Origin of the sequence: Paramagnetospirillum caucaseum, from assembly GCF_000342045.1 — a bacterium.
Classification (GTDB): domain Bacteria; phylum Pseudomonadota; class Alphaproteobacteria; order Rhodospirillales; family Magnetospirillaceae; genus Phaeospirillum; species Phaeospirillum caucaseum.
The window spans coordinates 1-22,379 of the sequence record NZ_AONQ01000018.1 but is presented as its reverse complement, the minus strand read 5'-3'; the positions used below and the strand labels follow the sequence as shown (position 1 = coordinate 22,379).

Genomic DNA, 22,379 nt, shown 5'->3' with positions numbered 1-22,379 from the left:
GCCGGCATCCGGGCGGATGCACGGTCGAACCTTCGGGGAGGCACCATGCAAGCTTGGATGCAAGTCTACGACCCGGCCGGCAATCTGTGGCTGTCGTCACTGATCGCCGCCATTCCGATCATCTTCTTCTTCATCGCCCTGGCGATCCTGAAGATGAAGGGCCATGTGGCCGGCACCGTCACGGTGCTGCTGTCCATCGCCGTGGCCATCGTCTTCTACAAGATGCCGGTCGCATCGGCGCTGATGGCCGGCGTGCAGGGCTTCCTGTTCGGCCTGTGGCCCATCGCCTGGATCATCATCGGCGCGGTGTTCCTGTATAAGGTCACGGTCAAGACCGGCCAGTTCGAGATCATCCGCGCCTCGGTGGTGTCGATCACCGCCGACCAGCGCCTGCAGATGCTGATGATCGGCTTCTCGTTCGGCGCCTTCCTCGAGGGTGCGGCGGGCTTCGGCGCGCCGGTGGCCATCACCGCCGCCCTGCTGGTCGGCCTGGGATTCAACCCGCTCTACGCCGCCGGCCTGTGCCTGATCGCCAACACCGCTCCCGTCGCCTTCGGCGCCATGGGCATTCCGATCATCGTCGCCGGCCAGGTCTCGGGCCTCGATCCCTTCAAGATCGGCGCCATGGCCGGCCGCCAGCTGCCGCTGCTGGCCGTGTTCGTGCCCTTCTGGATCGTCTTCATCATGGACGGCTTCAAGGGCGTCAAGGAAACCTGGCCCGCCATCCTGGTGGCCGGCGGGTCCTTCGCCTTCGGCGTGTGGTTCACCTCCAACTACATCGGCCCGGAACTGCCCGACATCACCTCGGCGCTGATCAGCCTGGTCTGCATCACCGTGTTCCTCAAGTTCTGGCAGCCGAAGAACATCTTCCGCTTCAAGGCCGAGGGCGAGGACGAGAAGCACTCCCACGACTACACCGCCGGCCAGGTGGCCAAGGCCTGGGCGCCGTTCCTGATCCTCACCGCCGTGGTCACCGTGTGGAGCCTGAAGCCCTTCAAGGCGATGTTCGCCAAGGGCGGCGCGCTGGTCTCCACCAACATCACCTGGGACGTGCCGTTCCTGCACAACCTGGTGGCCAAGGTGCCGCCGATCGTTGCCGCCGCCAAGTCCGTGCCCGCCGTCTACACCCTGAACCTGGTGTCGGCCACCGGCACCGCCATCCTGATCTCGGCCATCATCACCATCGTCATGCTGGGGATGAAGGGCAAGGACGGGCTGGCCACCTTCGGCGAGACCCTGAACGAGCTGAAGCGCCCCATCTACACCATCGGTACGGTGCTGGCCTTCGCCTACGTCGCCAACGCCTCGGGCCTGTCCACCACGCTTGCCCTGCTGCTGACCGGCGCCGGCGACGCCTATCCCTTCTTCTCGCCGGTCCTGGGCTGGCTGGGCGTGTTCCTGACCGGGTCGGACACCTCGTCCAACGCCCTGTTCGGCGCGCTGCAGGCCACCACCGCCCACCAGCTGGGGGTCAGCGACATCCTGATGGTCGCCGCCAACACCACCGGCGGCGTCACCGGCAAGATGATCTCGCCCCAGTCCATCGCGGTGGCCTGCGCCGCCGTGGGCCTGGTCGGCCACGAGTCGAACCTGTTCCGCTTCACCCTGAAGCACAGCATCTTCTTCGTGTGCATCATCGGCGTGATCACCTGGGTGCAGGCCTACTGGCTGACCTGGATGATTCCTTAGCATCTGTCCCGGCGAGCCGGAGAACCGGCTCGCCGTAAGTCCCTCAATCGCCGGGCGCTTCGCTCGGGCTCTCGCGGCATAAGCCGCGGCGCGCTTTGCGCTTGCCGTTTCATCAGGGATGAAACGGAAATTCACCCTCCCGCATCCCCTGATGCAGGACAAACTGGCCCGGGCACTCGCGCCCGGGCCTTTCTTCTTTAGCGGCGGGGGGGTATAGAAAGCCTCATGAGCCTTTCGCCCCCCCTCATCGGCATCACCCTGGACAGCGAGGAGCCCGGCGGCTATTCCCGCATGCCGTGGTACGCGCTGCGCCGCAACTACGCCGAGACGGTGGCGCGGGCCGGCGGGCTGCCGGTGCTGCTGCCGCACGAGCCCCATCTGGCCGCCGCCTTCCTCGACCGCATCGACGGGCTGGTCGTCACCGGCGGGGCCTTCGACATCGACCCGGCGCTGTTCGGGGCCGAGGCCCGCGCCGGCCTGGTGCTGAAGAGCGGCCGCACCCGCTTCGAACTGGCCATGGTGCAAGGCGCGCTGGAGCGCGACATGCCCATCTTAGGGATCTGCGGCGGCCAGCAACTGCTCAACGTGGCCCTGGGCGGCACCCTGATCCAGCATATCCCCGACGAGGTGGCCGGCGCGCTGGCCCACGAGCAGCCCAATTCCCGCTCCGAACCCGGCCATTGGGTGGAGATCGCCGCCGGCACCCGGCTGGCCGCCATCGTCGGCGAGACGCGCATTCCGGTGAACTCGGCCCACCATCAGGCGGTGCGCCAGGTGGCGCCCGGCTGCCTGATCAACGCCATCGCCCCCGACGGGGTGGTCGAGGGCATCGAGGCCACGGACCGCACCTTCTGCATCGGGGTGCAATGGCATCCCGAATATGACATCAGCCCGGCGGATTCCGCCCTGCTGCGAGCTTTCGTTGGAGCCTGCCGAACATGACCGAGGAAAAGGGCGAGCGTATCGCGAAAAGGCTGGCCCGTGCCGGGCTGTGCTCGCGCCGCGAGGCCGAGCGTTGGATCGAGATGGGCCGCGTCTCGGTCAACGGCAAGACCCTGGACAGTCCCGCCTGCGTGGTCGGTCCCGGCGACATCGTCATCGTCGACGGCAAGCCGCTGGCCGAGCCGGAAAAGACCCGGCTGTGGCGCTATCACAAGCCGGCCGGGCTGGTCACCACCCACAAGGACCCCGAGGGGCGGCCGACGGTGTTCGAGCATCTGCCCGACGGTATGCCCAGGGTGATCTCGGTCGGAAGGCTCGATCTCAATTCCGAGGGGCTGCTGCTGCTGACCAATGACGGCGAACTGGCCCGCAAGCTGGAACTGCCCTCCAACGCCTGGCTGCGGCGCTACCGGGTCCGCGTCCATGGCGAGGTGTCGGAAGACGCCCTGGCCCGGCTGGAAAACGGCATCACCATCGACGGCATGGCCTATGGCCCGATCAGCGCCACCCTGGACCGCCGCCAGGGCGCCAACGCCTGGCTCTCCGTCAGCTTGCGCGAGGGCAAGAACCGCGAAATCCGCCGGGTGATGGATTTCCTCGGCTGGCCGGTGTCGCGCCTGATCCGCGTCTCCTACGGCCCGTTCCAGTTGGGGACCCTGGAAGAGGGCGCCGCCGACGAGGTGGCGGGCAAGGTGCTACGCGAGCAGATGGGCGAGGGCAAGGCGGTGCTCCGGCCCAAGGTCGAGAATAAGCCGGCCGGCGAGCGCGAGAAGGAACAGCGCGTCGCCGCCAAGGCCCGCAAGGCCAAGCTGGCCGACGACAAGCGCGCCGCGAGCGCCAAGAAGGCGAAACCCGATGCGAATCGTCGCCGGTCTTCATAAGGGCCGCCGGCTCGAGGCTCCCGCCGGCCGCGACACCCGCCCCACCGCCGACCGGGTGCGTCAGGCGCTGTTCGACATCCTGATGCATTCCGATCGGGTGGAGATGGACGGCGCCCGCGTGGTGGACGCCTTCGCCGGGTCGGGGGCGCTGGGCCTGGAAGCCCTGTCGCGCGGCGCGGCCCATGCCTGCTTCCTCGAACTGGCCGCCCGGCCCCTCGCCGTCCTCTACGCCAACGTCAAGGCCCTGAAGGTGGAGGGGCAGGCCAAGGTTCTGCGCGCCGACGCCGCCAAGCCGCCCGCCGCCCCCCATGCCTGTACCCTGGCCTTTCTGGACCCGCCCTATCATTCCGGTCTCGCCGTTCCCTGCCTGGAAGGTCTGGCCGCCAAGGGCTGGCTGGCGAGCGGCGCCCTGGCGGTGGTGGAGGTGGCCGCCGACGAGGCCTTCACGCCGCCGGCCGGGTTCGAGGCGGTGGACGAACGCCCGCGCGGCGCGGCGCGGCTGGTGTTCGTGGTCTGGAAACTGGAAAATCACGCCTGACGTGGTTATGATAGGGAGGAAGCCGACGCCGGGTTGCGCCCCGACGCCGGCCACTCCTAGGCCCTGGTGACGATCAGGCGGACGAGAATCCGCCAGAGACGAAACCGGGGCACCAGGAGAAAGGGCATCTGATTCATGCACTTTCCTCCTTGACGGCGGACCGGACCATCCCGGCCCGCCGTCGTCATTTGTATCCCCCGCCAATCCGTGATACAAGCGAGCGTTCCTGTAATGTTCGGACGGTCACCATGGATTTTGCCCTGATCTCCGCTGGTCTTTCCCTGCTCGCCCTGGTCGGGGTTGTGCTGTTGCTGCTCCGTCGGAAGGAGGATCTGTCCGAGCGTCTCGACCGGCTGGAGCGGGTGTTGCGCGACGAGGCCCGCCAGGACCGGCGCGAGACCGCCGAGATGATCCGCGACCATCAGGCCGGTTCCGCCGCCAGCGCCGACAAGTACCACACCGAGCTGCGCATCCTGGTGGAGACCAAGCTGGCCGAGTTCCGCTCGGATCAGGCCACCCAGGCCCGCGCCCTGCGGGAAGAGGTGCTGGGCGGTATCAAGCAGCTGGGCGAAGGCATCGGCAAGACGGTGTCCGAGCAGACCCGCGTGGTCTCCGAGCACCTGGACAAGCTGCGCGGCGAGAACACCGCCAAGCTGGAGCAGATGCGCCAGACCGTGGATGAGAAGCTGCAGGGCACCCTGGAAAAGCGCCTGGGCGAATCCTTCAAGCTGGTCAGCGACCGGCTGGAGCAGGTGCACAAGGGCCTGGGTGAGATGCAGTCCCTGGCGGGCGGCGTCGGCGACCTGAAGCGCGTCCTCACCAACGTCAAGACACGCGGCACCTGGGGCGAGGTGCAGCTTGGCAATCTGTTGGAGCAGATGCTGCGCGCCGACCAGTACATGCGCGAGGCCAATTGCAAGAAGGGCAGCCTGGAGCGCGTCGACTTCGCCATCCGCCTGCCGGGCAAGGGCGACGATGAGCCGGAAGTCCTGCTGCCCATCGATTCCAAATTCCCCAACGAGGATTACGAGCGGCTGCAGATGGCCGTCGAACGCGCCGATCCGGACGCGGTGGAGGCCGCCGCCAAGGCGCTGGAGGTGCGAATCAAGAGTTTCGCCCGCGATATCCGCGACAAATACGTCAATCCGCCGGCGACCACCGACTTCGCCATCCTGTTCCTGCCCACCGAGGGCCTCTATGCCGAAGTGCTGCGCCGCCCCGGCCTGGTGGATGCGATTCAACGCGACTTCAAGGTGGTGGCGGCTGGGCCGACCACATTGGGAGCCATCCTGAACGCCATTCAGATGGGCTTCCAGACTCTGGCCATTGAAAAGCGCTCGTCGGAAATCCGCGAGACGCTGCAGGTGGTCAAGGTCGAGTTCGGCAAATACGGAGATGTGCTCGACAAGGTGAAGAAGCAGTTGCAGAGCGCCACCAATTCCATCGAGGAGGTCGCCCGGCGCAAGCGCGTCATCGACAAGAGCCTGAGGAACGTCGAGGTCATTCCTGATGCGCAGGTGAATGCGCTGCTGGCTCTATCCAGTGCCGCCGCCATCGAGGATTCGGGTGAGGACGAGGAGTGAGGCATAAGGGGGCTCTCGCCCCGGTCCCCGGTCGGGAGGCACAGCCTCCCGAACCCTCCCGTTTATTGAAATAAGGAGAGGTCCGGAAGGCGTGCCTCCAGGCGGGCTTGGGCGGCAACCCAACTATGCCCGCTCCGGGAACAGTCCTCTCAGCCCCTCCGGCGACGCCTCGCACACGCCGCGCTCGGTGATCAGGCCGGTGACCAGGCGGGCGGGGGTGACGTCGAAGCCGTAATTGACGGCGGGTGAGCCGTCGGGGGTGACCTGGACCTCGCAGACCTGGCCGTCCTCGGTACGACCGAAGATATGGGTCTGCTCGCGGGCCGAGCGCTCCTCGATGGGGATTTCCCTGACCCCGTCGGCGACGGTCCAGTCGATGGTCGGGCTGGGCAGGCCGACATAGAACGGCACGTCGTTGTCCCTGGCGGCCAGGGCCTTGAGATAGGTGCCGATCTTGTTGCAGACGTCGCCGTTGCGGGTGGTGCGGTCGGTGCCGACGATGCACAGATCCACCATGCCGTGCTGCATCAGGTGGCCGCCGGTATTGTCGGCGATCACCGTGTGCGGCACGCCGTGCCAGTTCAGTTCGCGCGCCGTCAGGCTGGCGCCCTGGTTGCGCGGCCGCGTCTCGTCCACCCAGACATGCAGGGGAATGCCGGAATCGAAGGCCTTGTAGACCGGGGCCAGGGCGGTGCCCCAATCCACCGTGGCCAGCCAGCCGGCGTTGCAGTGGGTCAGGATGTTGATGGTCCGGCGCTTGGCCTTGTGGTGTTCGGCGATGATTGCCGCGCCGTGCTCGCCCAGGGCGGCGTTCTGGGCGGAATCCTCGTCGCAGATCTCGGCGGCGCGCTGATAGGCAGCCCCGATGCGCTCGCCGACGGGCAGCGTCTTCAAGGCCGCCATCATCTCGTCCAGGGCCCATTTCAGGTTGATGGCGGTGGGCCGGGTGGCGTGCAGCACCTGATAGGCCCGCTCCAGTCCGGCATCGCTGGCGTCGCCCACGGCGGCCAGGGCCATGCCGTAGGCGGCGGTGGCGCCGATCAGCGGCGCGCCCCGCACCCACATGTCCTTGATGGACCTGGCGGCGTCGTCCAGCGAGCGCAGCGCCATCACCACCAATTCATGGGGCAGCCGGGTCTGGTCGATGATCTCGACCGTCTTGCCGTCCTTGGCCAGCCAGATGGTGCGGTAGGGGGTGCCGTTGATCTTCATGGGGTGCTCTCCAGGGGAACCGGCGGCACTCTAAGGGATGGCAAGGAGGGCGGCAACCATCCCCTTGACCGCGGGTAAGGAAAATCCTTACAATCGGATCGTTGCACTTGGAATGACCGGCCATGATTTCCAGCCGATTGACCAGCAAGGCCCAGACCACCGTTCCCCAGCCCGTCCGTCTGGCATTGCGCCTCAAGGACGGCGACGAGATCGCCTATGCCATCGAAGGCGACCGGGTCGTGATGACCCGGGTCCAGAAGGAGGCGGTGGAGGACCCCTTCGCCACCTTCGGCGAATGGGGCGGCGAGGCGGATCGCAAGGCCTATGGCAGCCTTTGACGTCTGGGACGTGGTCAAGGTCCCGTTTCCCTATACCGATCGGTCCACGCGCCAGAACCGCCCGGCCCTGGTGATCGCCGCCGGGTCGTTGGCGGGGGATCACGGCCTGTTGTGGGTGCTGATGATCACCAGCGCCGAGAACCGGGGCTGGCCGGGTGACGTGGAGATTTCCGACCTGAAGGCTACCGGTCTGCCGGCCCCCTCGGTGATCCGCACCGCCAAGGTCGCCACCATCGAGGCCAGGGATGCCGAACGGATCGGCATCTTGCCACAACCTGACCGGGACCGGGTGGCGGAGCGGCTGACGGCCACCCTACCGGTTTAGTACCCGGCCCGCCACCGCATCCAGCCGACCCACCACCGCCGGGTCGCGGACCTCGCCATGGGTGATGATGGCGTTGTCGAGAGCGGTGTGGCAGCCCTTGGCGCAGGGGCTCTTGCGCCCGGTGACCTTGGGGGCGACCGCCTTGACCAGCGAGCGGGCGCGGTCGGCGTTGGCCAGCAGGACCTTGATGATGGCGTCCACGGTGACGGCGTCGTGGTCGGGGTGCCAGCAATCGTAATCGGTGACCATGGCGACGCTGGCGTAGCACATCTCCGCCTCGCGGGCCAATTTGGCCTCGGGCATGTTGGTCATGCCGATGACGTCGCAGCCCCACTGGCGATAGAGGTTGCTTTCCGCCTGGGTCGAGAATTGCGGGCCTTCCATGACCAGATAGGTGCCGCCCCGCACCGCGACGATGCCGGCCTCCCTGGCGGCGGCCTCGACCAGGTCGCCCAGGCGGCCGCAGGTGGGATGGGCCATGGAGACGTGGGCCACCAGGCCGGTCTCGAAGAAGCTCTTGGTGCGTGCGAAGGTGCGGTCGATGAACTGGTCGACGATGACGAAGGTGCCGGGCGGCAGCTCTTCCTTGAGGCTGCCCACCGCCGAGACCGACAGGATCTCGGTGACGCCGGCCCGCTTCATGGCGTCGATGTTGGCGCGGAAATTCAGCTCGGACGGAGGAATGCGGTGGCCGCGCCCGTGGCGGGGCAGGAAGACCAGCTTCTGGCCGTCCAGTTCGCCGAACAGGAATTCGTCCGAGGCGGGGCCGAACGGGCTGTCCACCCGGCGCCATTCCTTGTTGGTCAGCCCGTCGATGTCATAGACGCCCGAACCGCCGATGATGCCGAGCACGGGAGTGGAATGTCCGTCCGCCATGAAGAAGCCCTTTCGCTGGGATGATCACCGGGTGGTGTTAGGGCAAAATCGCCGCGGATGCAATTGGACGGATGCGGCCCGGGCGCATTATGCTGCGGCCATGACCCGCGAACAGCCCAAGAATCCCCTGCACGGCATCACGCTGGAAGCCGTGCTGACCACCCTGGTCAGGCATTACGGCTGGGCCGGATTGTGCCAGCAGATCAATCTGCAGTGCTTCTTCAATAAGCCCAGCATCAAGTCGAGCCTGAAATTCCTGCGCCAGACCCCCTGGGCCCGGCAGAAGGTCGAGGAACTGTACCTGAAGCTCACGTCTTCTCGAACCTGAGCGAAGCCGAGTTGATGCAATAGCGCAGGCCCGCCGGGCCGGGGCCGTCGTCGAAGACGTGGCCGAGATGGGCGTCGCAGCGGGCGCACAGCACCTCGGTGCGGATCATGCCGTGGCTGCGGTCCTTCTCCTCGGTCACCGCTTGTGGATCGGCGGGCATGGAGAAGGCCGGCCAGCCGCAGCCGGAATCGAACTTGGCCTCCGACAGGAACAGTTCCTGGCCGCAGCAGACGCAGTGGTAGCGGCCGGGTTTGAACAAGTGGTCGTATTCGCCCGAGAACGGCCGCTCCGTCGCCTTCTGGCGGGTCACCGCGTACTGGCCGGGGCTCAGTTGTTCCCGCCACTCGGCATCGGTCTTCGCCACCTTGTCGGTCATGGCCTGTCTCCTTCGTCCTCAATGTAGGGTGGCGGCCCCCAAGAAAAAAGCGCGGCCCCGTTTCCGGAGCCGCGCCCTTTCATGCGGACCTCGCCCGAGGATCAATCCTCGTGGTGACGCTCGCGCTTGGAGGCGGCGCGCTCGGCTTCCAGCTGGGCGGAGATGTCCTCGCCGGTGGTCTGATCCACCTGCTTCATGGACAGCTTTACCTTGCCGCGGTCGTCGAAGCCCAGGACCTTGACCTTGACCGCGTCGCCCTGCTTGACCACGTCGGCGGTCTTGGCGACGCGCTCGCGGGCCAGTTCCGAGATGTGGACCAGGCCGTCGCGCGAGCCCAGGAAGTTCACGAAGGCGCCGAAATCGACGACCTTCACGACCTTGCCGTTGTAGACCACGCCCAGCTCCGGCTCGGCGACGATGCCGCGGATCCAGTCGATGGCGCGCTGGGCGGCATCGGCGTCCACCGAGGCGACCTTGATGGTGCCGTCGTCGTCGATGTCGATCTTGGCGCCGGTCTGCTCGCAGATCTCGCGGATGACCTTGCCGCCGGTGCCGATGACTTCGCGGATCTTCTCCTTGGGGATGGAGATGGTGGTGATGCGCGGCGCATTGCCCGACACCGAATCACGGGCGTGATCCAGGCCCTTGTTCATCTCGCCCAGGATGTGGATGCGGCCGTCCTTGGCCTGGCCGAGCGCGATCTTCATGATCTCCTCGGTGATCGAGGTGATCTTGATGTCCATCTGCAGCGCGGTGACGCCGTCGACGGTGCCGGCCACCTTGAAGTCCATGTCGCCGAGGTGATCCTCGTCGCCCAGGATGTCGGTCAGCACGGCGAAGTCGGCGCCTTCCTTGATCAGGCCCATGGCGATGCCCGCCACCGGCTTGGGCAGGGGCACGCCGGCGTCCATCATGGCCAGCGAGGTGCCGCAGACGGTCGCCATGGAGGACGAGCCGTTGGACTCGGTGATCTCGGAGACCACACGCATGGTGTAGGGGAAGGCCTCCTTGGCCGGCAGGGTCGGGCGCATGGCGCGCCAGGCCAGCTTGCCGTGGCCGATCTCGCGGCGGCCGGGCGAACCCATGCGGCCGGCTTCACCCACCGAGTAGGGAGGGAAGTTGTAGTGCAGCATGAAGTGCTCGCGGTACTCGCCCGCCAGCTGGTCGATGATCTGCTCGTCCTGGCCGGTGCCCAGCGTGGCGACCACCAGGGCCTGGGTCTCGCCGCGGGTGAACAGGGCGGAACCGTGGGCGCGGGGCAGGACGCCGACCTCGACCTCGATCTTACGGACGGTCTTGGTGTCGCGGCCGTCGATGCGCACGCCGGTCTTCAGGATGTTGCCACGCACCACGTCGGCTTCCAGGTGCTTCAGGATGCCGCCGGCGACGGCGATCTCGGCCGCCTCGGTCAGCAGGGCCAGGGCCTTCTTCTTCACGGCGCCCACGGCGGCGTAGCGGTCCTGCTTCTTGATGATCTTGTAGGCTTCGGCCATCTCGGCGGGCACGCCGGCATCGGCGAACTTGCCATTGACCACCGCCACCTCGGCGGGGGGCTCGGGCAGGTCCCACGGGTCCTTGGCGCATTCCTCGGCCAGATCGATGATCGCCTGGATCACCGCCTGGAATTCGCGGTGGCCGAACATCACGGCGCCCAGCATGATCTCTTCCGACAGCTGCTTGGCCTCGGATTCGACCATCAGCACGCCTTCGACGGTGCCGGCGACCACCAGGTCGAGCTCGCTGTTGGGCAGGTCGCCGACCAGCGGGTTCAGCACGTACTCGCCGTTGACGTAGCCGACGCGGGCGGCGCCCACCGGGCCCATGAAGGGCAGGCCGGAGATGGTCAGGGCGGCGGAGGTGCCGACCAGGGCGGCGATGTCGGGGTCGTTCTCGAGATCATGGCTCAGCACGGTGCAGACCACCTGCACTTCGTTGCGGAAGCCATCGGCGAACAGCGGGCGGATCGGGCGGTCGATCAGGCGGGAGACCAGGGTCTCCTTCTCGCTCGGACGGCCCTCGCGCTTGAAGAAGCCGCCGGGGATCTTGCCCGCGGCGAAAGCCTTCTCCTGGTAGTTCACCGTCAGCGGGAAGAAGTCGATGCCGGGCTTCTGGCTCTTGGCGCCCACCACGGTGCACAGCACGGTGGTTTCGCCATAGGTGACCATCACGGCGCCGTCGGCCTGGCGGGCGACCTTGCCGGTCTCCAGCACCAGCTTGCGGCCGCCCCAGGTGATTTCCTTGCGGTGGGCATTGAACATGGACATGTAAGTCACTTCCTTATGTTTAGGACCGCCGCCGGATTGCGGCCGGTCCCGGCGTCAATTTCTCGCATCGGCCGCTTTTCAAACGGCTCAAATACGGTCACCCGCGCGGAGCCATCCCCGCGCGGGTGCATTCCAGGCGACGCCCGGCCTTCGTATAGCGGCTGTGTGGATTACTTGCGCAGACCGAGGCGGCCAATGAGGCCCTCGTAGCGCTTGTTGTCCTTGGCCTTCAGGTAGTCGAGCATGCGGCGACGCTGGCCGACCATGATCAGCAGGCCGCGGCGCGAGTGGAAATCCTTCTTGTGAGACTTCAGGTGCTCGGTCAGGTTGCGGATGCGCTCCGACAGAATGGCGACCTGGACCTCGGCGGAACCGGTGTCGCCTTCCTTGGTCGCGTATTCCTTGACGAGTTCCTGGGTACGCTCAGCAGTGATCGACATCGTCTACTCCTATTCATCGGTGAGGTTCATGACCCGCACCGGACGGATTTCTCCGCTTTCGATGCGAACCAACGCCACCAGCCGCTCTGACTGCATCGCCCGGCATACCATGCCTTCGGCGAGTTCAGCCTGCGGATGCCGGGAAGCCACGTGCGGGATTGACACGGGATTACCGCTCTGGAGGCGGCGGGCCTCGCTTTCCGTCAGGGCCAGGGCCGGGATGTCGTCCAGCGCGGTCTCGATGGGAAGCAGAAAGGTCCAAGGGGCGGGAACTTGCCCCTTTTGCTCCAGGGATTCAAGGGAAATCGCGTTTTGCTCGGTGAACGGGCCGCAGGCGGTGCGGCGCAGCACCGAGACGTGCCCCAAGGTACCCAGCGCCAGGGCCAGGTCGCGGGCCAGGGAGCGCACATAGGTGCCCTTGCCGCAATGGACCTCGAAATCGGCGTGGTCGGCATCGGGCTGGCCCAGCAGGATGAACGAGTCGATGGTGACCCGGCGGGGCTTGATCTCCACCTCCTCTCCGGCGCGGGCCAGATCGTAGGCGCGCTGACCGTCGATCTTGATGGCGGAATAGGCGGGGGGGATCTGCTCGATCTCGCCCAGGAAGGCGGGCAGGGCGGCCTGGATGGCTTCGGCCGTCGGGCGGACGGGCGAGGTTCCGGTCACCTCGTTCTCACGATCGCAACTGGCGGTGGCCTCGCCCCAGCGGACCTGGAAGCGGTAGGTCTTGGCCCCGTCCATGACGTATTGCACCGTCTTGGTCGCCTCGCCCAGCGCGATGGGCAGGATGCCCGAGGCGAGCGGGTCCAGGGTGCCGCCATGGCCGACCTTGGCGGCGCCCAGGATGCGCTTGACCCTGGCCACCACCTGGGTGGAGCCGATTCCCAACGGCTTGTCGATGGCCAGCCAGCCGTGAACGGGATTGCCCTTGCGCTTGCGGCCCACTCAGCGGCCCAGAAGCTGGAGCAGGGCCTTCACCGTGTTCTCGGCGCCGTCGGCGATCTGGGAGATGGAGGAGTCCAGCATGTAGCAGGGCGAGGTCACCACCTTGTGGCCCTTGTCCACCACCACGCCGCCGTGAGCAGCCTTGGTGTGCCGGGCGCCCATGGCCTCGATGGCCGTGGCGGTGCCCTCGTCGTTGCCGATGGTGACGTCGATGCCGTCGCCGAAGATTCGGGCCATCAGGGCGGGGGCGATGCACAGCGCGCCCATGGGCTTGCCCGCCGCCGCCATGGCCTTGACCGCCTTCTCGGTATCGGAATCCACCGTGCAATCGGGGCCCTGGGTGGCGAAGGTGCAGAGATTCTTGGCGGCGCCGAAGCCGCCGGGGAGGATCAGGGCATCCACCTGGGAGGCGTCGAACTCGGCCAGGGACTTGATATTGCCGCGCGCGATGCGCGCCGATTCCACCAGCACGTTGCGGCTTTCGCCGGCGGCTTCCTGGCCGGTCAGGTGGTTGACCACATGCATCTGGGCGCGGTCGGGGGCGAAGCACTGATATGTGCCGCCCTGGCGGTCGATGGCCAGCAGGGTCAGCACGGCTTCGTGAATCTCGGCGCCGTCATAGACGCCGCAGCCGGACAGCACGACGGCGAAGCGGGGTTTGGCGGTCATGGGGTGTTCCTCATCCTCTCGGGGAAAGTCGCGTGATTATACGATTCCCCGAAGCGAGGGCCATGGTCTATCGTTTCCCCGTTCGAGATACCATGTGAGTTCCATGAGCCCCAATCCCGCCTATGCCACCCTGGAAGCCTGCTTCCGCAAGATGAATTCCGTCGCCGAGGCGCTGTCGGTGCTGTCGTGGGACATGGCGACCATGATGCCCGAGGGCGCCGCCGAGTTCCGCGCCGAGCAGGTGGCGACGTTGCGCGGCATCAACCACGAACAGATCACCGCCCCCGACCTGGGCGAACTGCTGGACAAGGCGGCGGCCGGGCCGCTGGACGAATGGCAGGCGGCCAACCTGCGCGAGATGCGCCGCGACTGGATTCATGCCAGCGCCCTGCCCGCCGATCTGGTCGACGCCCTGGCGCGGGCCGAATCGGCCTGCGAGATGGTGTGGCGCCAGGCCCGCCCGGCGGCCGACTTCAAGGCCGTGCTGCCGGCGCTCAAGGTATTGCTGGGGCTGGTGCGCGAAGTGGGGCACGTCAAGGCCGAGGCGCTGGGCGTCTCCATCTACGACGCCCTGCTCGACCAGTACGAGCCCCTGGGCCGCGCCGCCGAGATCGACCCGGTGTTCGACCACCTGGAAAAGTTCCTGCCCGGCTTCATCGGCGAGGTGCTCGACGCCCAGGCGGCCCGCCCCGCCGTCCTGGAACCGGACGGCCTGTTTCCCACCGACCGGCAGAAGGCGCTGGGCATGCGCCTGATGGAGGTGCTGGGCTTCGATTTCCGCCATGGCCGCCTGGACGTGTCGCACCACCCGTTCTGCGGCGGCTATCCCGGCGACATCCGGGTGACCACCCGCTACAACGAGGACGATTTCGCCTCGGCCATGATGGGGGTGCTGCACGAGACCGGGCATGCCCTCTACGAGTTCGGCCTGCCGTCCGGCCACTGGCGCTCGCAGCCGGTGGGCCGGGCCAGGGGCATGGTGATGCACGAATCCCAGTCGCTGCTGATGGAGATGCAGGCCTGCCGGTCCAAGGAATTCGCCGGCTTCCTCTCGCCGCTGCTCAAAAGCACCTTCGGCGGCGACGGCCCGGCCTGGGAGGCGGACAATCTCTACCGGCGCGGCATCCGGGTCAGCCGGGGCTTCATCCGCGTCGAGGCCGACGAGGTCACCTATCCCGCCCACGTCATCATCCGCTACCGCCTGGAAAAGGCCCTGATCGAGGGCCGCATGGAGCTGGACGACCTACCCGCCGCCTGGAACGACGGCTACGAGCGCCTGCTGGGCATCCGGCCGCCCGACGACCGCCTGGGCTGCCTGCAGGACATCCACTGGTATGGCGGCGCCTGGGGCTATTTCCCCACCTACACCCTGGGGGCGATGACCGCCGCCCAGCTGTTCGACGGCGCCAGGACCGCCGATCCCGAGGTGTCGAAAGGCATCGCCGGCGGTGATTTCCGGCCGCTGCTCGCCTGGCTGCGCGCCAATGTCCATTCCAGGGGTTCGCTGGTTTCCACCCGCGAGCTGCTGACCCAGGCCACCGGCCGTCCTCTCGATCCCACCGTGTTCGAGGCCCATCTGCGGCGGCGCTACCTGGGTTGATTCCGCCTTCCGTCGGAAGGCGGCAAGGGCACGGCTCGCCTCGGCTTATGCCAAGTAAGCCAAGCGAAGCGCCCGGCGTCTGAGGGTGATAAGGCGAGTCGCTTCAGCGGCTCGCCGATACGAATCATTTGGAGTAGACTCGCCCCATGCTCGGCTGGCTGTCCCGTCTGGTCCTCGACAAGCGGGCGCGCGAGGCGCTGAAGCGCCCGGCGCCGGGGGTGTCGGCGCGTCCGAAGGCTGCCGCCTCCAGGCCGAGGGAACGCGACCCCGCCACCGCTTTGGCCGAGGCGGAGGAGCGCATGAAGCGCCTGCCGCCGGAAAAGGCCCAGCTGATCCGTTCGGCCATGCTGGTGCACCGGGCGCGGCAATCGGTGCTGGCCGAGCTTTCCGACGACGAGCGGGCCAGGCTGGAACAGGTGGCGCGCAAGGCGCTGCTGGGGGGCGGTTGAGCATGTTCGGCTTCCTCAAAGCCCTGTTCGGTCCCGGCGAGCCGAAGGCGAAGCCAAAGCCGAAAGCCAAGCCCAAGCCCTTGCCTCCAGCCAAGGCCGATCCCGGCTCCGACCGCACCGCCCTGCTGAAGCGCGCCCAGGAGGTCCACCGCGCCAAGCGCAAGATTCTCGACGCCCTGTCGGACGAGGACCGCGCCAAGCTGGTCGGCATGGCCATCCTCACCTTCCTCAACCAGGGCCGCGAGCCCGACGACAAGAAGAGATAGCCCGTAACGTGAGCACCTCCCCCGATCCCAAGGCCCTGGCCGAGGGCGTGCTGGCCGGCGAGCGCCGCGCCCTGGCCCGCGCCATCACCCTGATCGAATCCACCCGCCCCGACCACCGCGAGGCGGCGGAAGCGCTGATGCACGAATTGCTGCCCCACACGGGGCGCTCGGTGCGGGTCGGCATCACCGGCGTGCCCGGCGCGGGCAAGAGCACCTTCATCGAAAGTTTTGGCCTGCATGTGCTGGAGATGGGCAAGAAGCCGGCGGTGCTGGCGGTGGACCCCTCCAGCCCGCGCTCGGGCGGCTCGATCCTCGGCGACAAGACCCGCATGGAGGAGTTGTCGCGCGACGCGCGGGCCTTCATCCGCCCCAGTCCGTCCGGCTGCACCCTGGGCGGCGTGGCGCGCCGCACCCGGGAAGCCATGCTGGTCTGCGAGGCGGCGGGCTTCGACGTCATCGTGGTCGAGACGGTGGGGGTCGGGCAATCCGAGACGGCGGTGGCCGACATGGTCGACATGTTCCTGCTGGTCCTGGTGCCCGGCGGCGGCGACGAATTGCAGGGCATCAAGAAGGGCATCGTCGAGCTGGCCGACGCCATCATCGTCAACAAGGCCGACGGCGACCTGGCGGCGGCGGCGGGGCGTGCGGCGCGCGACTACAAGAATGCCCTGCATCTGCTGGCGCCCTCCTCGCCCCACTGGACTGTGCCGGTGCTGACCTGCTCGGCCCTGGCGCGGTCGGGCATCGACGCGGTGTGGTCGACCATCGCCTCCTACCGCGACGCCATGGACAAGGCCGGCGCCCTGGCCGGACGCCGCGCCGCCCAGGCCCATGCCTGGATGTGGAACGAGGTGTCGGAGACCCTGTTGCAGGCCTTGCGCGACGACCCCCGGGTGGAAAGGCTGCTGCCCGAGATGGAGCGCGGCGTCGCCGCCGGACGGATGGCGCCCGGCGCGGCGGCGCGGCAATTGGTGCGGACCTTCCGGGGGCAGCACTAATTCCAGGGATGCCCCTTGGCGTGCTCCCGATAAACAGGCTATTCTCAGGCTTCTATATGAAGGCGACGGAATGAACATGCAGACACCGATGACCGATAGCGGCCTCCTCAAGCGGGAGCTGGTGGGGCTGTTCGGGCACCTCCAGAAGATCAAGACCGAGCTGGCCGCCCTCAACCCGCCCGGTGCCCAGGATCACTTCGGCAGCATGTCGGAGCAGCTGGACGCCATCGTCGGCGCCACGGAAAGCGCCACCAACACCATCATGGAAAGCATGGAGAGCGTCAGCGAGCTGATGTGCGAGGCCCGCGCCATCGCCATCGACAACCAGCCGCTGGTCCAGGTTTTCGACAAGGTGGAGGACCGGGTCAACCAGGTGTTCGAGGCCTGCTCGTTCCAGGACATCACCGGCCAGCGCATCTCCAAGATCGTCAATTCCCTGAAGTTCGTCGAGGACCGCATCAAGGCGGTCATCCTCACCTGGGGCAAGGACGAGCTGACCAAGCTGGTGGTCGAGATCAAGAAGGACGAGGTCGATCCCGACAAGGCGCTGCTGCACGGGCCCCAACTGCCCGGCCAGGGCGTCTCTCAGGCCGACGTGGACCGCATGCTGGGCCAGGACGCCATCGACAAGCTGTTCGGCTGACGGCGTCCGAACTCACTGCCGCCAGAAGGCGGGGACGAACAGCACCAGCACGGTGAACAGTTCCAGCCTTCCCACCAGCATCCCCAGGGACAGCAGCCACTTGGCCAGATCGGGCAGGCCGGCATAGGAGCCGCCGGGGCCGATCTCCGGCCCCAGGCCCGGCCCGAGATTGGCCAGGGCCGAGGCCGCCCCCGACACGGCGGTGACGAAGTCGAGGCCGAGGAAGGCCAGCGACATGGCCAGCATGGCGAAAGAGAGCGCATAGACGAACAGGAAGCCCATCACCGAGCCCAACACCTCCTCGGGGATGGGGCGGCGGTTGAAGCCGGCGATCAGCACCGCGTGCGGGCGCAGCAGGCGGCGGATCTGCATCAGGGCGTCGGCGAACAGGAACTGGAAGCGGAAGACCTTGATGCCGCCGCTGGTCGAGCCGGCGCAGCCCCCCACGAAGGCCAGGAAGAACAGGATGGCGGCCGGCATGCCGCCCCAATTGCCGTATTCCAGGGTGAAGTGCCCGGTGCCGGTCATCACCGACACCACGGTCAGCGCCCCATGGCGCAGCGAGTCCAGCGGCGGCAGCCCCCGGCTGGCCACCAGCCAGGCCGATACCCCCAGGGTGCCGAGCGCCAGCAGGGCGAAGTACCAGCGCAGTTGGTGGTCGCGCAGCACGATCTTGCGGTTGCCGCGCAGGAAGTGGAAGAACAGCAGGAACGGCATGCCGCCCAGCACCATGCCGAAGGTGATCAGCACGGTGATGGCGGCGCTGTCGAAATGGCCGACCGAGGCGTCGGAGGTGGAGGCCCCCGAGGTGGAAATGGTCCCCATGGCGTGGACCAGGGCCTCGAAGCCGCTCATGCCGGCCAGCCACAGGGCCAGGGCCAGCAGGGCGGTGGCGCCGCAATAGCCGGCCAGGATGGAAAACGCGATGCGCCGCCCGCGCGAGGTGGCGCGCTCGGCCGGGCCGGGAACCTCCAGGCGGAACATCTGCATGCCGCCCACCGCCAGATCGGGCAGCACGGCGATGGCCATGGCGATGACGCCGATGCCGCCCAGCCAGCCCAGCACGGCGCGCCACAGCACCAGCCCGCGCGGCAGGGCGTCCATGCCGCGGATCACCGTGGCGTTGGTGGTGGTCAGGCCGGCCAGCGCCTCGAACACCGCGTCGGTGGGCGATAATTGCAGCGGTCCGTAGACCAGGGGCAGGGCGGCGAACAGGCCGGGGACCAGACAGCCGAAGGTGGCGGCCAGATAGGTCTGGCGCACGCCGCGCCGCTGGCTGGGGGTGCGGGTGCCCAGCAGCAGGGCCAGGCCGAAGAACAGGGTCAGCCCCGACGAGGTGGCGAAGACCTGCCATTCCTCGTGCCCGTCGCGGAAGTCGATGGCCGCCGGCAGCCACATGGCGGCGGCCAGGATGCAGACCAGGGCGCCGATGGAGGACAGGACGGGGCGGATGTCGATCATGATGCCGCTACTCCCGCCAATAGCTGCGCGAGAACAGCACCGCCACGGTGAACAGTTCCAGGCGGCCCAGCATCATCTCGAAGGACAGGATCCACTTGGCGGAATCGGGCAGCGGGCGATAGCTGCCGAACGGGCCGATCACCTCGCCGATGCCCGGCCCGGCATTGGCCAGCGCCGCCGCCGACCCCGACAGGGCGGTGAGGAAGTCCACCCCCACCATGCTCAAGGCCAGGGCGAACAGGGCGAAGGTGAAGAAGTACATCACCACGAAGCCCTGCACCGAATCGAGGATCGAGGGCGCGATGGGCCGCTGGTTGTAGTGGATGACGAAGACGCCGTGCGGGTGAAGCAGGCGCTTCAGGTGGATGCCGGCCAGGGCGAACAGCAATTCCCAGCGGAAGATCTTGACGCCGCCGGCGGTGGAGCCGGTGCAGCCGCCGATGAACACCAGGATGAAGAACACCACATGGGCGAAGCCGCCCCAGAGGCCGTAATCGGTGGAGACGAAGCCGGTGGTGGTGACGGTGGACACCACGTTGAAGGCGGCGTGGCGCACGGCGATCCCCAGGCTCATGTCGTTGACCGCCCATTGCCATAGGGCCAGCACCCCGGCGGCGGTGCCGATGAACATCAGGTACCAGTGGGCCTGGGCGTCGTCGAGGATGCGCGGGCGGCCGTTGCGCCACGGGCCGGTCCACAGCACGAAGCTCGATCCCCCGACCATCATGGCGAAGATGGCCACCCACTGCACGGCGGTGTTCCAATGGGCCAGCTTGGCGTCCGAGGTGGAGAATCCGCCGGTGGAGATGGCCGCCATGGCGTGGCAGACGGCGTCGAAGCGGCCCATGCCCGCCGCCCAGAAGGCCAGCGCCGCCAGGGCGGTGAACACCACGTAGACCAGGGTGATGGCGGTGGCCACCTGGGTGATGCGCGGCTTGATGGATTCGGTCTTGTCCGAGGTCTCCATGCGGAAGACCTGCATGCCGCCGATGCGCAGCAGGGGCAGGATGGCCACCGCCATGATGATGATGCCCTCGCCGCCCAGCCAGTTGAGCAGGGCCCGCCAGATCAGGATGCCGCGCGGCGCGGTGTCCAGGCCGATGATCACCGTGGCCCCGGTGGTGGTCAGCCCGCTCATGGCCTCGAACACCGCGTCGGTGGGAGACAGGCGCAGGTTGGAAAAGGCGAAGGGCAGGGCGGCGAAGGCCGCCGTGCTGACCCAGGCCAGGGTGGTCAGCATGAAGGCCTGGCGCGCCGACAGCGAGGGCCGCCCCCTGGTCCGGGTGCCGAAGATCAGGGCCAGGCCCGAGAAGGCGGTGACCATGGACGACACGGCGAACACCTTCCAGTCCACGTCGCCGGCCGACAGATCGACTATCGCCGGAATGCCCATGGCCGCAGCCAGCACCAGCAGCAGGAAGCCGTTGACGAAGAGAACCGGCCGGATGTCGATCAAGTCATCTGTCCCCTTGGAAGAGATGACTCATGGAAGGAATCTCCTCCCCTGTAAAGGACTGTCTTGCGTCCGGGCGGCGGCTGCCGGAACGGCCGCGCCCCAGGCTCCGTCGGCGGAGCGCGGGCGTTTCGCCCGCCGAATACGGATCGGCGTTATGCGAACCGCTGGGCGATGGTGGCGAACAGGGCTTTCAGGGCCAGCGCCTCGCCACCCTCGGGGCGGCCGGGGCGGCCGGCGCCGTTCCAGGCCATGATGTCCAGGTGGGCCCAGGCGATGTCCGGCTCGACGAATTCCTGCAGGAACAGGGCGGCGGTGATGGCGCCGGCATGGGGGGAATCCGAGGCGTTGGTCAGGTCGGCCACCTTGGAATCGATCATGCGGCGATAGGGCTTGTGCAGCGGCAGCCGCCACAGCGGCTCGCCCTCGGCCTCGCCGTTCCGGAGGATGTCGGCGGCCAGCAGATCGTTGTTGCTGAACAAGGCGGGCAGGTCGGTACCCAGCGCGCTCCGCGCCGCTCCGGTCAGGGTGGCGATGTCGATCAGCAAAGCGGGCTTCTCGGCCGCCGCCTCGGCCAGGGCGTCGCAGAGGATCAGGCGGCCCTCGGCGTCGGTGTTGCCTACCTCGACGGTGAGGCCCTTGCGGGTGGCCAGCACGTCCAGCGGCCGCATGGATTCCCCCGAAACCGAATTTTCCACCGCCGGGATCAGCACCCGCAGCCTGAGTTTCAGCCCGGCTTCCATGATCATCGAGGCCAGGCCCAGCACATGGGCGGCGCCGCCCATGTCCTTCTTCATCAGCTTCATGTTGGACGACGGCTTCAGGTCCAGGCCACCGGTGTCGAAGCACACCCCCTTGCCCACCAGGGTCACCTTGGGGGCGCGCTCATCGCCCCAGGCGAGGTCGATCAGCCGGGGGCGGCGGTTCTGGGCGGCGCCGCGCCCCACCGCGTGGATGGCGGGATAGTTCTCGGCCAGCAGGCCGTCGCCGACGATCACCCGGCACCTGGCGCCGAAGCGCGCCGCCAGGGCATCGGCGGCGGCGGCCAGTTCCGCCGGTCCCATGTCGGCGGCCGGGGTGTTGATCAGGTTGCGGACCAGGGCGACGGCCTCGGCGCAGCGCCCGACCCGGGCGCGGTCGGCGGCGCGCGGCCACACCAGGCGGGGCTGTTCCTTGCCCTTGCGCGCCTTGTAGCGGTCGAAGGAATAGCCGGCCAGCGCCCAGGCCAGGGCGGCGCGGTCCTCCTGGACGGCGGGCAGCGGCGCGGCCAGCCGGAAGGTGCGGGCCGGCAGCTTGCCCGGAAAGTGGGCGAAGGCCCAGGGATCGTCTTCGTCGGGCAGGCCGGCCAGGACGCCGGCCAGGACCCCGCCCTCGCCGGGCAGCAGGCAGACCGAGCCGGGTTCGGCCTTGAAACCGGTCTGCTCCACCCACTGGCGGATGGCGGCGGGCTGGCCGCCCAGCCAGCCGGCCAGCTCGCCCTTGCGCAGGGGAACCAGGTCCGTGGCGATGTCGTCGGTCTCGACCAGCAGTTCCAGCACCCTTTCCTCCGTCATGTCACCAATTCCCTGTTGAAGGCGTCCCGCGCTTGCTCCCATGATCCGTGACCATCCACGGTTTGGGAAGCATCATGTCTCTCACCCTCGTCGTCGGCACCAAGCGCTGGTCCTCCTGGTCGCTCAGGGCCTGGATGGCGCTGGCCGCCACCGGTGCCCCCTTCCGCGAAGTGTTCATCGAGCTGCGCCAGCCCGACACCAAGGCCAGGATCCTGCAATGGTCGCCGTCGGGCAAGATTCCCGCCCTGGACGATGGCGGGGTCACCGTCTGGGATTCGCTGGCCATCTGCGAATATCTGGCCGAGCGCTTCCCCCAGGCCGGGCTGTGGCCCCGGGACCCGGCGGCCCGCGCCCAGGCCCGCTCGGTTTCGGCCGAGATGCATGCCGGCTTCATGCCGCTGCGCTCCGCTTGCTCCATGGATGTGGTGGAAGACCATCCCATGGCGGACATCCCCGACGACGTTCGGGCCGACGTGGCCCGCATCGACGCCCTCTGGACCGATTGCCGCGCCCGCTTCGGCCAGGGCGGCCCCTTCCTGTTCGGAACCTT

Annotated in this window: 24 protein-coding genes; 14 read left to right on the top strand and 10 right to left on the bottom strand. The window is 67.8% G+C overall.

Going from position 1 to position 22,379, the window contains the following annotated elements; all coding sequences use genetic code 11:
- The first annotated feature begins 45 nt into the window (after nt 1–45).
- From H261_RS08425 to H261_RS08405, 5 genes are all read left to right on the top strand, one after another.
- The gene (locus H261_RS08425) at nt 46–1,689 is read left to right on the top strand and encodes a lactate permease LctP family transporter (RefSeq protein WP_040476019.1); all 1,644 of its coding nucleotides are present in this window, start codon (nt 46–48) and stop codon (nt 1,687–1,689) included.
- Between the two features lie 225 nt (nt 1,690–1,914).
- A complete protein-coding gene (locus H261_RS08420; protein ID WP_008616477.1) occupies nt 1,915–2,631 on the top strand; it encodes a gamma-glutamyl-gamma-aminobutyrate hydrolase family protein in 717 nt (238 codons plus the stop codon).
- Nucleotides 2,628–3,512, top strand: a complete 885-nt coding sequence (locus H261_RS08415) for a pseudouridine synthase (RefSeq protein ID WP_008616476.1) — start codon at nt 2,628–2,630, stop codon at nt 3,510–3,512. The genes H261_RS08420 and H261_RS08415 overlap by 4 nt, the downstream gene beginning before the upstream one ends.
- The gene (rsmD, locus tag H261_RS08410; RefSeq protein ID WP_008616475.1) at nt 3,487–4,050 is read left to right on the top strand and encodes a 16S rRNA (guanine(966)-N(2))-methyltransferase RsmD; all 564 of its coding nucleotides are present in this window, start codon (nt 3,487–3,489) and stop codon (nt 4,048–4,050) included. The genes H261_RS08415 and rsmD overlap by 26 nt, the downstream gene beginning before the upstream one ends.
- Nucleotides 4,051–4,298: 248 nt before the next feature.
- Nucleotides 4,299–5,633: a DNA recombination protein RmuC gene (locus tag H261_RS08405; RefSeq protein ID WP_008616474.1), complete on the top strand. Its 1,335-nt coding sequence runs from the start codon at nt 4,299–4,301 to the stop codon at nt 5,631–5,633.
- A 123-nt stretch (nt 5,634–5,756) separates the two neighbouring features.
- Here the strand turns inward: H261_RS08405 and mtnA are convergent, their stop codons facing one another.
- Nucleotides 5,757–6,845: an S-methyl-5-thioribose-1-phosphate isomerase gene (mtnA, locus tag H261_RS08400; RefSeq protein WP_008616464.1), complete on the bottom strand. Its 1,089-nt coding sequence runs from the start codon at nt 6,843–6,845 to the stop codon at nt 5,757–5,759.
- 122 nt (nt 6,846–6,967) lie between these two features.
- Here mtnA and H261_RS08395 point away from each other — a divergent pair, with 122 nt between their 5' ends.
- Both H261_RS08395 and H261_RS08390 read left to right on the top strand, forming a co-directional pair.
- Entirely contained in the window at nt 6,968–7,183 is a 216-nt protein-coding gene (locus tag H261_RS08395) for a type II toxin-antitoxin system PrlF family antitoxin (RefSeq protein WP_008616462.1), read from the top strand.
- Nucleotides 7,170–7,508 carry a type II toxin-antitoxin system PemK/MazF family toxin gene (locus tag H261_RS08390; protein ID WP_008616460.1) on the top strand — a complete coding sequence of 113 codons (339 nt, stop codon included), beginning with the start codon at nt 7,170–7,172 and terminating at the stop codon, nt 7,506–7,508. The genes H261_RS08395 and H261_RS08390 overlap by 14 nt, the downstream gene beginning before the upstream one ends.
- Here H261_RS08390 and H261_RS08385 read toward each other — a convergent pair.
- Nucleotides 7,497–8,384 carry an S-methyl-5'-thioadenosine phosphorylase gene (locus H261_RS08385; protein WP_008616459.1) on the bottom strand — a complete coding sequence of 296 codons (888 nt, stop codon included), beginning with the start codon at nt 8,382–8,384 and terminating at the stop codon, nt 7,497–7,499. The two genes, H261_RS08390 and H261_RS08385, sit on opposite strands and share 12 nt — an antisense overlap.
- 100 nt (nt 8,385–8,484) lie before the next feature.
- On the opposite strand from H261_RS08385, the gene H261_RS08380 reads away from it, so the two are divergent.
- Complete coding sequence (locus tag H261_RS08380) at nt 8,485–8,712, top strand: VF530 family protein (RefSeq protein ID WP_040476017.1); 228 nt, start codon at nt 8,485–8,487, stop codon at nt 8,710–8,712.
- Here H261_RS08380 and msrB read toward each other — a convergent pair.
- The 5 genes from msrB to elbB form a co-directional block, all read right to left on the bottom strand.
- Complete coding sequence (gene msrB, locus H261_RS08375; protein WP_008616457.1) at nt 8,693–9,088, bottom strand: peptide-methionine (R)-S-oxide reductase MsrB; 396 nt, start codon at nt 9,086–9,088, stop codon at nt 8,693–8,695. The two genes, H261_RS08380 and msrB, sit on opposite strands and share 20 nt — an antisense overlap.
- A 101-nt stretch (nt 9,089–9,189) precedes the next feature.
- Nucleotides 9,190–11,352 carry a polyribonucleotide nucleotidyltransferase gene (gene pnp / locus H261_RS08370; protein ID WP_008616456.1) on the bottom strand — a complete coding sequence of 721 codons (2,163 nt, stop codon included), beginning with the start codon at nt 11,350–11,352 and terminating at the stop codon, nt 9,190–9,192.
- A 170-nt stretch (nt 11,353–11,522) separates the two neighbouring features.
- Nucleotides 11,523–11,792, bottom strand: coding sequence for a 30S ribosomal protein S15 (rpsO, locus tag H261_RS08365; protein ID WP_008616454.1), 270 nt, complete (start codon nt 11,790–11,792; stop codon nt 11,523–11,525).
- Between the two features lie 9 nt (nt 11,793–11,801).
- The gene (gene truB / locus H261_RS08360; protein ID WP_008616451.1) at nt 11,802–12,737 is read right to left on the bottom strand and encodes a tRNA pseudouridine(55) synthase TruB; all 936 of its coding nucleotides are present in this window, start codon (nt 12,735–12,737) and stop codon (nt 11,802–11,804) included.
- Complete coding sequence (gene elbB / locus H261_RS08355) at nt 12,738–13,406, bottom strand: isoprenoid biosynthesis glyoxalase ElbB (protein ID WP_008616449.1); 669 nt, start codon at nt 13,404–13,406, stop codon at nt 12,738–12,740.
- A gap of 103 nt (nt 13,407–13,509) precedes the next feature.
- On the opposite strand from elbB, the gene H261_RS08350 reads away from it, so the two are divergent.
- The 5 genes from H261_RS08350 (at nt 13,510) to H261_RS08330 (ending at nt 17,362) form a co-directional block, all read left to right on the top strand.
- Nucleotides 13,510–15,006, top strand: coding sequence for a carboxypeptidase M32 (locus H261_RS08350; RefSeq protein WP_008616447.1), 1,497 nt, complete (start codon nt 13,510–13,512; stop codon nt 15,004–15,006).
- A 146-nt stretch (nt 15,007–15,152) separates the two neighbouring features.
- The gene (locus H261_RS08345; protein WP_008616445.1) at nt 15,153–15,455 is read left to right on the top strand and encodes a hypothetical protein; all 303 of its coding nucleotides are present in this window, start codon (nt 15,153–15,155) and stop codon (nt 15,453–15,455) included.
- A gap of 2 nt (nt 15,456–15,457) precedes the next feature.
- Nucleotides 15,458–15,721, top strand: a complete 264-nt coding sequence (locus H261_RS08340) for a hypothetical protein (protein ID WP_008616443.1) — start codon at nt 15,458–15,460, stop codon at nt 15,719–15,721.
- 8 nt (nt 15,722–15,729) lie between these two features.
- The gene (meaB, locus tag H261_RS08335) at nt 15,730–16,719 is read left to right on the top strand and encodes a methylmalonyl Co-A mutase-associated GTPase MeaB (RefSeq protein WP_008616441.1); all 990 of its coding nucleotides are present in this window, start codon (nt 15,730–15,732) and stop codon (nt 16,717–16,719) included.
- Nucleotides 16,720–16,807: 88 nt separating this feature from the next.
- Complete coding sequence (locus tag H261_RS08330; RefSeq protein ID WP_008616439.1) at nt 16,808–17,362, top strand: protein phosphatase CheZ; 555 nt, start codon at nt 16,808–16,810, stop codon at nt 17,360–17,362.
- A gap of 12 nt (nt 17,363–17,374) precedes the next feature.
- On the opposite strand, the gene H261_RS08325 is transcribed toward H261_RS08330, so the two are convergent.
- From H261_RS08325 to H261_RS08315, 3 genes are all read right to left on the bottom strand, one after another.
- Nucleotides 17,375–18,823, bottom strand: coding sequence for a TrkH family potassium uptake protein (locus tag H261_RS08325; protein WP_008616437.1), 1,449 nt, complete (start codon nt 18,821–18,823; stop codon nt 17,375–17,377).
- A 7-nt stretch (nt 18,824–18,830) separates the two neighbouring features.
- The gene (locus H261_RS08320) at nt 18,831–20,279 is read right to left on the bottom strand and encodes a TrkH family potassium uptake protein (RefSeq protein ID WP_008616435.1); all 1,449 of its coding nucleotides are present in this window, start codon (nt 20,277–20,279) and stop codon (nt 18,831–18,833) included.
- 152 nt (nt 20,280–20,431) lie between these two features.
- Nucleotides 20,432–21,829: a leucyl aminopeptidase family protein gene (locus H261_RS08315; protein ID WP_008616434.1), complete on the bottom strand. Its 1,398-nt coding sequence runs from the start codon at nt 21,827–21,829 to the stop codon at nt 20,432–20,434.
- Between the two features lie 74 nt (nt 21,830–21,903).
- On the opposite strand from H261_RS08315, the gene H261_RS08310 reads away from it, so the two are divergent.
- A partial coding sequence (locus tag H261_RS08310) for a glutathione S-transferase (RefSeq protein ID WP_040476046.1) occupies nt 21,904–22,379 on the top strand: 476 nt, incomplete at its 3' end.

Excerpts from the sequence above, each read along its gene's own strand:
- H261_RS08390 (WP_008616460.1), top strand. The coding sequence starts at position 7,170 with ATGGCAGCCTTTGACGTCTGGGACGTGGTCAAGGTCCCGTTTCCCTAT.
- H261_RS08420 (WP_008616477.1), top strand. The coding sequence starts at position 1,915 with ATGAGCCTTTCGCCCCCCCTCATCGGCATCACCCTGGACAGCGAGGAG.
- H261_RS08350 (WP_008616447.1), top strand. The coding sequence starts at position 13,510 with ATGAGCCCCAATCCCGCCTATGCCACCCTGGAAGCCTGCTTCCGCAAG.
- H261_RS08380 (WP_040476017.1), top strand. The coding sequence starts at position 8,485 with ATGACCCGCGAACAGCCCAAGAATCCCCTGCACGGCATCACGCTGGAA.
- H261_RS08325 (WP_008616437.1), bottom strand. The coding sequence starts at position 18,823 with ATGATCGACATCCGCCCCGTCCTGTCCTCCATCGGCGCCCTGGTCTGC.
- H261_RS08385 (WP_008616459.1), bottom strand. The coding sequence starts at position 8,384 with ATGGCGGACGGACATTCCACTCCCGTGCTCGGCATCATCGGCGGTTCG.
- H261_RS08340 (WP_008616443.1), top strand. The coding sequence starts at position 15,458 with ATGTTCGGCTTCCTCAAAGCCCTGTTCGGTCCCGGCGAGCCGAAGGCG.
- pnp (WP_008616456.1), bottom strand. The coding sequence starts at position 11,352 with ATGTCCATGTTCAATGCCCACCGCAAGGAAATCACCTGGGGCGGCCGC.
- mtnA (WP_008616464.1), bottom strand. The coding sequence starts at position 6,845 with ATGAAGATCAACGGCACCCCCTACCGCACCATCTGGCTGGCCAAGGAC.
- rpsO (WP_008616454.1), bottom strand. The coding sequence starts at position 11,792 with ATGTCGATCACTGCTGAGCGTACCCAGGAACTCGTCAAGGAATACGCG.
- msrB (WP_008616457.1), bottom strand. The coding sequence starts at position 9,088 with ATGACCGACAAGGTGGCGAAGACCGATGCCGAGTGGCGGGAACAACTG.
- H261_RS08330 (WP_008616439.1), top strand. The coding sequence starts at position 16,808 with ATGACCGATAGCGGCCTCCTCAAGCGGGAGCTGGTGGGGCTGTTCGGG.
- H261_RS08415 (WP_008616476.1), top strand. The coding sequence starts at position 2,628 with ATGACCGAGGAAAAGGGCGAGCGTATCGCGAAAAGGCTGGCCCGTGCC.
- H261_RS08395 (WP_008616462.1), top strand. The coding sequence starts at position 6,968 with ATGATTTCCAGCCGATTGACCAGCAAGGCCCAGACCACCGTTCCCCAG.
- H261_RS08425 (WP_040476019.1), top strand. The coding sequence starts at position 46 with ATGCAAGCTTGGATGCAAGTCTACGACCCGGCCGGCAATCTGTGGCTG.
- H261_RS08315 (WP_008616434.1), bottom strand. The coding sequence starts at position 21,829 with ATGACGGAGGAAAGGGTGCTGGAACTGCTGGTCGAGACCGACGACATC.
- H261_RS08345 (WP_008616445.1), top strand. The coding sequence starts at position 15,153 with ATGCTCGGCTGGCTGTCCCGTCTGGTCCTCGACAAGCGGGCGCGCGAG.
- rsmD (WP_008616475.1), top strand. The coding sequence starts at position 3,487 with ATGCGAATCGTCGCCGGTCTTCATAAGGGCCGCCGGCTCGAGGCTCCC.
- elbB (WP_008616449.1), bottom strand. The coding sequence starts at position 13,406 with ATGACCGCCAAACCCCGCTTCGCCGTCGTGCTGTCCGGCTGCGGCGTC.
- H261_RS08405 (WP_008616474.1), top strand. The coding sequence starts at position 4,299 with ATGGATTTTGCCCTGATCTCCGCTGGTCTTTCCCTGCTCGCCCTGGTC.